This window comes from Phaeobacter sp. SYSU ZJ3003 (genome assembly GCF_041300735.1).
Lineage (GTDB): Bacteria > Pseudomonadota > Alphaproteobacteria > Rhodobacterales > Rhodobacteraceae > Phycobacter > Phycobacter gallaeciensis_A.
Genome location: NZ_PXNU01000093.1, coordinates 1 through 7,611, shown reverse-complemented (window position 1 = coordinate 7,611; position 7,611 = coordinate 1). Strand labels below are relative to the sequence as shown.

The following is a 7,611-nucleotide window of genomic DNA, read 5'->3' as shown; positions in this document are numbered from 1 at the left end:
AGCTGTGGGATAAGTCCGTCCGGGGAAAGGGGAACCTCGGCCTTAAGCCGATTTGTGCAACAGAGCCGTTCTGATCGCTAACTAACTATTTTTTCCTGACAAACTATTGCTCGCCACATGAATACATTATTTGGCTTTAGTGAAAAAACTCCTGTCCCGTCCTGCCCTGAACTGGTAGTAGAGTTATTCTGCGGTCCGGCCAAAAAGCACTGCAAGTGCCTTGTTGTCGCTTTGAAGGTCGCCTCGCTTCTCTTCTGCCAAGGCGCGCCCACGCTGAACACCGGGCCGGTCAGAGAGCGTCTTGAGCCAACGTGCCAGATGCGGCTTGTCGTCAAGATCCTGTTGCTGCCCCTCCCAGAGAGAGGCCCAGGGCCAGATCGCCATGTCTGCAATCGAGTAGAAATCGCCCGCAACAAACTCTGCCTGAGCGAGTTGGCGGTCCAGAACACCGTATAGACGCGCAACCTCACCGCGATAACGGTCTTTCGCATACGGAATGTCGTGCTGGGGCGTCATGGCGGGGGCGAACTTCAAAAAGTGATGCGCCTGACCTGCCATTGGGCCAACCCCGCCCATCTGCCACATCAGCCATTGATCGACGGCGATGCGGTCACGTTCAGTTGCGCCATAAAAGGATCCGGTCTTGCGGGCTAGATATTGAAGGATCGCGCCGGATTCGAAAATTGATATCGGTTTGTCGCCCGGACCGTCAGGATCGATAATCGCGGGTATCCGGTTGTTCGGCGAGAGTTTAAGAAAATCCGGCTGGAACTGATCTCCGGCTCCAATATCCACGAGGTTAAGGGTATAGGGCAGTCCCATCTCTTCAAGCACGATGGATATTTTCCAGCCATTGGGCGTGGGCCAGAAATAAAGATCAATGGGAACTGCCATCAGGGGGCCTCCTATCAACAACCAGATCAGAGATCCGTCAGCGTGCCGGTAAAGGCCTCCGCAGCCATCCCCAGCGTTTCAGACAATGTCGGGTGCGGGTGAATTGTTAGGCCGACATCATGCGCATCAGCGCCCATTTCAATGGCTAGCGCCGCCTCGGCGATCAGTTCACCGGCGTTTTTGCCGACGACGCCCGCCCCCAGAAGTTTTCCGGTTTCCGGATCATAGATTTGTTTGGTCACCCCTTCGCCGCGAGCCAGTGACAGGGCCCGGCCCGATGCCATCCACGGGAATTTCGCGGTCTTGATCTTTCGACCTTCGGCCTTGGCTTGCGCCTCGGTCAGTCCGACCCATGCCACTTCAGGATCTGTATAGGCAACCGAAGGGATCGCAGCCGGTTCAAACGCGGCCGTCTCGCCGCATGCGACTTCAGCCGCCACTTTGGCCTCGTGAACGGCTTTGTGCGCCAGCATCGGTTGGCCAACCACATCACCAATGGCAAAAATATGCGGCTGTGTCGTGCGCATTTGCAGATCGACCGGCAGAAAGCCGTTTTCACAATTGATCCCGGCCATATCGGGGGCGACTTTGGCCCCGTTAGGCACGCGTCCGACTGCGACAAGGATACGATCGTACTCTGCCGACGCTTCGCCGTCCTGTGTCTCGAAGGACGCGGTCAGCGATGCTCCCGCCTTTACCCCTGTCACTTTGGTTCGGGTACGGATCGCGGCGTATTTGTCGCCAATCCTATCAGCAAGGGGCTTGACGATATCGGGATCCGCTCCAGGGATAATCTGATCCGCCAGTTCGACGATTTCGACCTGAGACCCGAGCGCATGATAAACTTGCGCCATTTCCAGCCCGATGATGCCGCCGCCGATGACCAACAGCCGATCTGGCACATCTTCCAGCGCCAATGCGCCGGTGGAGTCAATAATTCGCGGATCATCGGGCAGGAAGGGCAGGCGGACAGGTTCAGAGCCAACGGCGACAATCGCCTGATCAAAGTTTAGCTCCGTTTGGCCTTCCTCTGTTGTGACGGACAGGCTGTGCGTGCCGGTAAATGCGGCGCTGCCCCGGATAACTGTGACTTTGCGCCGATTGGCGAGGCCTGCCAGCCCACCGGTCAGTTTGCCCACCACGCTGTCGCGGAATTCACGAATGGCCGCCAGATCAACCTTGGGGGTGCCAAAGTCCAGACCATGCGCCGCAGTTTCCGCCGCCGCCTCTTTCAGATCGGCCAGATGCAACAACGCTTTGGATGGAATGCAGCCCTCGTTCAGGCAGACGCCGCCAAGTGTAGCGCGCGGGTCGATCAAAGTGACCTTGCGGCCCAGATCAGCGGCACGGAACGCCGCAGTGTAGCCGCCGGGGCCAGCCCCGATGACAACCAGATCGGCGTGGTTTTCTGATATGGTGGCGGGCGCAGGTGCCGTGTTGGGTATATCGGCGGCCATAACGCCCGTGGACTTGAACCGCATGACCACGGTTCCGGCAGACACGGGATCGCCTTCTTGCACCAATATCTCGGCTACTTCTCCGGCGAAGGGCGCGGGAATGTCCAGTGTCGCCTTGTCAGATTCCAGCATGAGGATAGGATCGTTTTCGGCAACCGTGTCGCCGATACCCACAGTGATCTCGATCACCGGAACATCTGCAAAATCCCCGATATCGGGAAGTATCACATCATTGAGCATTCGGGGTCTCCTTACACCGTTATCCGGCGGAAATCATTGAGTGTTGCTGTCACGTGTTTGAGGAAATGTGCGGCAGCAACCCCATCAATCACGCGGTGATCCCAACTCAGACTCACAGGCTGAATCAGACGCGGCTGAAATGCCGTGCCGTTCCAGACCGGCTTGGTCCCGGCGCGGGTCATGCCGAGAATGGCAACTTCGGGCGCGTTGATGATCGGGGTGAAGTTCGTGCCACCGATGCCACCAAGCGACGAGATTGTGAATGTCGCCCCCTGCATATCACCGGGTTTCAATTTTCCTGCACGTGCTTTTCCTGCAAAATCACCCATTTCGGCGGCAATCTCTCGCAGGCCTTTCTGGTCGGCGTCTTTCACCACTGGCACAACCAACCCATCCGGCGTATCGGCGGCGACGCCGATGTGCCAGTAATTCTTGACCACAAGCTCGTCGCCATCCAGCGAAGAATTGAATTTCGGATAGGCCTTCAGCGCGGCGACGACCGCCTTGACAGTGAAGGCCAGTATGGTGAGTTTTGCCTCGCCTTCGCGCGCTTCACCATTAATCGTTTTGCGGAAGGCCTCAAGGTCGGTCACATCCGTCTCATCGAAATTTGTTACATGCGGGATCGTGATTGCATTGCGTTGCAGGGCCGGACCGGAAATCCGTGCAATACGGCTAAGTGGTTGGCGCTCGACGGGGCCGAATTTGGCAAAATCCACTTGCGGCCAGTCAGGGAGGCCCGAAATGCCGCCGCTTTGGCCTGCAGGTTCGGAAAGCTTTCCCTTCACATGGGTCTCGATATCCTCGCGGGTGATCCGCCCTTTGGGACCGCTGCCTTTCACCTCGGCGATTGTCACGCCAAGTTTGCGGGCAAAGGCGCGGATCGAGGGTGAGGCATAGACCGGCTGACCTGCTGCAGTCGCTTTCGGTGGAACGGGTGTGGGCTGGTTTGGCGTTGGCTTGGCCGGCGCTGCGGCCAAGGGCGCTGTGGTTTGAGGCGCGGTTTCTTTGGCAGGGGCTTCAGGTGCGCCCGTTCCCTCACTGACCTCAAGCATCAGGACTAATGTACCCTCGCTGACCACATCTCCTTCGGAAACTTTGATTTCGGTCACCACCCCGGGCTGTTCGGCGGGAACATCCAGTGTGGCCTTGTCGGATTCCAGCACGATCATCGTGTCGCCATCGACAAGCGTGTCACCCACTGAGATTGGGATTTCGACAATGGGAACATCGGAAAAGTCGCCAATGTCAGGAACATGAATTTCTATCTTGGTTGTCATCAGCGCGCCCTCCCTTACACAGACCACGGCGCGGGTGCTGCCGGATCAACCCCAAGATCATCAACCGCCTTCTTCAAGACCGCTGGCTTTAACGTGCCGTCGCGCACCAGCGCCTCGACTGCCGACAACGCGATATGCTGGCGGTCGACCTCGAAGAAGCGGCGCAGCGCTTTGCGATTGGCAGACCGGCCAAACCCGTCAGTGCCCAGGATACGCGTCGGCGCGGTGATATAGGGCGCGATCTGTTGAGGCAGAGCGCGCACATAATCGGTGGCGATGACGACCGGATCGCTTCCCGCAAGCAGGGTTTCCACATGCGAAATTTCCGGCTTGGCCGAACTGGACAGGCGGTTGCGGCGCTCTACCTCGGCGGCATCGCGCGACAATTCGGTGAAGGAGGTGGCCGAGAAGACGTCAGTGGCGATACCATAGTCCCGTTCAAGAATTTCGGCGGCGGCCTGCACTTCGCGAAGTATAGTGCCAGCGCCGATCAGACGGGCCTTTGGCGCTTTCGCTTTGCCGCGCGTACCCAGCTTGTAAAGCCCGCGAATGATATCTTCGCGCACGCCCTCCGGCATTGACGGCTGGGCGTAGTTTTCGTTCATTACCGTGACGTAGAAAAACTCATCGCGTTTCTCGTCCAGCATCCGCGCCATGCCATATTCCATGATCACCGCAAGCTCATAGGCGAAAGCCGGATCATAAGCCCGGCAATTTGGGACCGCGCCCGCCCAAAGATGCGAAGAGCCATCCTGGTGTTGCAATCCTTCGCCCGAAAGCGTGGTTCGTCCCGCTGTCGCGCCCAGCAGAAAGCCGCGTGACCGCTGGTCAGCCGCCGCCCAGATCAGATCCCCGACGCGCTGAAAGCCGAACATCGAATAGTAAATGTAGACTGGCAGCAGTTCAGTATCATGGGCGGAATAGGCGGTTGCCGCAGCTGTCCATGAACTGATTGCGCCCGCCTCGGTGATGCCTTCTTCAAGTAGCTGCCCGTCCGTAGATTCTTTGTAATACATCATCGAACCGGCGTCTTCGGGTGCATATTTCTGCCCGTCGGGGGCGTAGATGCCGACTTGCCGGAAAAGATTATCCATCCCGAAAGTGCGTGCCTCATCTGCCACGATCGGAACGATGCGCGGGCCAAACTCCTTGTCCTTCAGCAGACCGCCCAGCATCCGCACAGCGGCCATGGTCGTTGACATTTCCTTGCCATCCGCTTCAAGCGCGAATTTGGCGTATTTCTCCGGCGCGGGACGCTTGGGTGCGTCGGATGTTGCATTGCGTGTACGTTTGGGCAGATAGCCGCCAAGATCAGCGCGCCGTTGCTTCAGATAGGAGATTTCCTTGCTGTTCTCGGCTGGTTTGTAGAATTCAAGCGCCTCGACCGCCTTGTCTGTGAGCGGTAGGTTGAACCGGTCGCGGAAGGCCAAAAGCGCGCCCACATCCAACTTCTTCGCCTGATGCGCAGTCATCCGGCTTTCGCCCGCACCGCCCATTCCGTAGCCCTTTTTGGTCTTGGCCAGGATCACCGTTGGCTGACCTTTATGAGCCCTGGCCGCCGCGAAAGCAGCATGAAGCTTTTTCAGATCATGCCCGCCGCGTTCCAGCGCGTGGATATCGGCATCGGACAAGTGAGACACCAGCGCTGCCGTCTCCGGGTCTGCATCAAAGAATTTCTGACGGTTATAGTCCCCATCTTTTGAGCCAAGATCCTGATAGGCCCCGTCAACCGTTTCCGCGAAACGGCGCAGCAGGACGTTGTTGGTATCGCGGGCAAAAAGATCATCCCATTTTGAGCCCCAGAGAACCTTGATCACATTCCAGCCAGCCCCGACAAACAGGGCCTCAAGCTCTTGAATGATCTGGCCGTTGCCGCGCACCGGCCCATCGAGGCGTTGCAGGTTGCAGTTTACAATGAAAGTCAGGTTGTCGAGATGCTCCCGCGCGGCCAGCGTCAGGCCAGCGATGCTTTCGGGCTCGTCCATTTCACCGTCGCCAAACACGCCCCAGACATGACGTTCCTGCGTTTCAGCCAGATTGCGCGCCTGAAGATAGCGCATGAAGCGGGCCTGATAGACCGCAGACAGCGGCCCGATCCCCATTGAGCCGGTCGGGATTTGCCAGAATTCGTCCATAAGCCAGGGGTGCGGATAGGAACAAAGACCCTGACCTGGCACTTCCTGTCGGTAGTTCTCAATATCGGTCTGGTTCAACCGGCCTTCAAGAAAGGCCCTCGCATAGATACCGGGCGCAGAATGCGGCTGAAAATACACCAGATCACCGGCGAAATTATCATCGCGCGCGCGGAAGAAATGGTTGAACCCAACTTCAAAAATTTCGGCAGCCGAGGCGTAAGACGCGATATGCCCGCCGAGTTCGCCATAGGCACGGTTGGCCCGCACAACCATCGCCAGGGCGTTCCAGCGGATGATCGAGGTAATCCGCTCTTCCAGTTCGGCATCGCCAGGATATGCAGGTTGCCGACCCACTGGAATTGTGTTGCGATACGATGAATATGGCAAGCCCTTGGTTGTCACGCCCATGCGCCGGGCGCGTTCCTGCACCTTGCCCAGCAGAAACTGGGCCCGCTCGGGGCCTTGCGCTTGTTCCACGGCTTGAAGGGCATCCAGCCATTCGTTTGTTTCGATCGGATCAGTGTCGTTCTGAGTGAGGGAGCGTTGAGATGTCATGGGAATCCTCCGGTGTTGCCTTCAGGATGCCAGACAACTCGCGCCGAATGTCATTGAAACCCTGCGTGAAATTCGGTAATATTGATGGAATCTAGCGAGAAATGGAAGAATGGAGATGGAAGTAGCTAATGATGGACGAGATTGACCTCAAAATCCTCAAAGAGCTACAACGAGACGCGCGGCTGTCTCATCAGGACCTGAGTGAGCGGGTCGGCCTGTCGCCATCCCCTGTTGCACGTCGTATACGGGCGATGGAAGATGCTGGGGTCATAAAAGGCTACACCGCGAATGTGGATGAGGCGCAAATGGGATTTGGGTTTTCGGTCTTTGTGTCGGTCAAGTTGGACCACCAGATTGATGACCGATTGGTTAGTTTTGAACGTGCCGTTGCCCACTATCCAGAAGTGATGGATTGCTGGCTCATGACCGGTAGCCGAGACTATTTGCTCCGAGTAGCGGTATCCGGTCTTGATGAGTTTGAATCGTTTCTGACTGGGCGGCTGACCAAGGTGGCGGGCGTTGCCTCTATCGAGAGTTCCATCCCCATTAGGCGGATAAAAGGGCAATTGTCGCGGTTGGTTTGATTATCCTAACATCGCAAATAGTCTTTTTGTCTAATGCATGATTATTTGATCTGCCTTGAGGAGTACCTTTCGAGAATCTGGATTTTCCGCAAGTCTGCGTGCAGTCCACATCTGGGAGGGCTCTGTTGCACAAATCGCGTGAGGGATTCATCTCGCGAATCCAGGGTGGTAGCTGGGATGCATGAGCAGACCCATACCCCCGACCTACAAGACCAGGAACTGGCCAGCCTACAATGAAGCACTCAAGCGCCGGGGCTCGCTGACGATCTGGTTTGACCCCGAGATGAGCTGGGATGCCGCGCCGACAGGCAGGCGTGGCCGCCAGCAGACCTACAGCGATGCCGCTATCCAGACGTGCCTCTCGATGAAAGTGCTGTTCGGCATGGCGCTCCGGCAGACGACCGGGTTCGTCGAGAGCCTGCTACGGCTGGTCGGCCTGAACTGGACGGTGCCCGACTTCAGCACG

6 protein-coding genes are annotated in these 7,611 nt (G+C 57.6%); 2 read left to right on the top strand and 4 right to left on the bottom strand.

Translation table 11 applies throughout. The features are described from left to right. Positions 1–183: 183 nt before the first annotated feature. The 4 genes from C6W91_RS20365 to mdeB are packed head-to-tail and all read right to left on the bottom strand — an operon-like array spanning position 184 to position 6,561. Complete coding sequence (locus C6W91_RS20365) at positions 184–894, bottom strand: glutathione S-transferase N-terminal domain-containing protein (RefSeq protein WP_370571510.1); 711 nt, start codon at positions 892–894, stop codon at positions 184–186. A 26-nt stretch (positions 895–920) separates the two neighbouring features. After that, positions 921–2,591, bottom strand: coding sequence for a dihydrolipoyl dehydrogenase (gene lpdA, locus C6W91_RS20360; protein ID WP_370571509.1), 1,671 nt, complete (start codon positions 2,589–2,591; stop codon positions 921–923). A gap of 11 nt (positions 2,592–2,602) precedes the next feature. Beyond that, the gene (locus tag C6W91_RS20355; protein ID WP_076620666.1) at positions 2,603–3,871 is read right to left on the bottom strand and encodes a 2-oxo acid dehydrogenase subunit E2; all 1,269 of its coding nucleotides are present in this window, start codon (positions 3,869–3,871) and stop codon (positions 2,603–2,605) included. Positions 3,872–3,885: 14 nt separating this feature from the next. Beyond that, on the bottom strand, positions 3,886–6,561 hold the full coding sequence (gene mdeB / locus C6W91_RS20350) for an alpha-ketoglutarate dehydrogenase (RefSeq protein WP_370571508.1): 2,676 nt from the start codon (positions 6,559–6,561) through the stop codon (positions 3,886–3,888). A gap of 131 nt (positions 6,562–6,692) precedes the next feature. On the opposite strand from mdeB, the gene C6W91_RS20345 reads away from it, so the two are divergent. Continuing rightward, positions 6,693–7,145, top strand: coding sequence for an Lrp/AsnC family transcriptional regulator (locus tag C6W91_RS20345; protein WP_370571507.1), 453 nt, complete (start codon positions 6,693–6,695; stop codon positions 7,143–7,145). A gap of 181 nt (positions 7,146–7,326) precedes the next feature. Beyond that, positions 7,327–7,611, top strand: a 285-nt coding sequence (locus C6W91_RS20340) for a transposase (protein ID WP_370571506.1), incomplete at its 3' end; no start/stop codon positions are given.

What these genes read in the sequence shown, in the direction of transcription:
- mdeB (WP_370571508.1), bottom strand. Translation starts at nt 6,561, where the DNA reads ATGACATCTCAACGCTCCCTCACTCAGAACGACACTGATCCGATCGAA.
- C6W91_RS20365 (WP_370571510.1), bottom strand. Translation starts at nt 894, where the DNA reads ATGGCAGTTCCCATTGATCTTTATTTCTGGCCCACGCCCAATGGCTGG.
- C6W91_RS20345 (WP_370571507.1), top strand. Translation starts at nt 6,693, where the DNA reads ATGGACGAGATTGACCTCAAAATCCTCAAAGAGCTACAACGAGACGCG.
- C6W91_RS20355 (WP_076620666.1), bottom strand. Translation starts at nt 3,871, where the DNA reads ATGACAACCAAGATAGAAATTCATGTTCCTGACATTGGCGACTTTTCC.
- lpdA (WP_370571509.1), bottom strand. Translation starts at nt 2,591, where the DNA reads ATGCTCAATGATGTGATACTTCCCGATATCGGGGATTTTGCAGATGTT.